At 50.9% G+C, this 385-nt stretch carries 1 protein-coding gene; it reads right to left on the bottom strand.

Annotation, left to right across the window (positions count from 1 at the left end; genetic code table 11):
- Positions 1-385, bottom strand: a 385-nt coding sequence (locus tag ACYQ8U_RS23260) for a PAS domain-containing protein (RefSeq protein ID WP_459947934.1), incomplete at both ends; no start/stop codon positions are given.

The following is a 385-nucleotide window of genomic DNA, read 5'->3' as shown; positions in this document are numbered from 1 at the left end:
GAACCATTATCGGTTTTCAGGCGCAGACGGGAGGATTGTCGCTGTCCTGAATCGCGCAACTGCTGTTTATGCAGGTGAAAGATATCCTGGTCGTCAAAATGGATAAATTCGGCGAGCTTCCGGTTGAGAAGTCGCCCTTTGGGCATATGCAGCATCTGAGCAGCCCGTCGGTTTGTCTCGACGATACGGCAATCACCATCAAGCGTCAGATAGCCCACCGGGGCAAATTCATAGAGCTCATTGTAGTTCAGGCGGGAGATCTCAATTTCCGTCTGGGCTTTGCGCAGATCTTCATTCTGCAGTTCGAGTTCGACTCGGTTGGTGTCGAGTTCGACGATTAATTTCTTGATATTGCCGTTAAAGATCCCCGGGTCCGTCCTCTCAT

The sequence above is a fragment of the Desulfocastanea catecholica genome (assembly GCF_054657295.1).
This window is presented reverse-complemented; position numbering and strand designations above follow the sequence as displayed.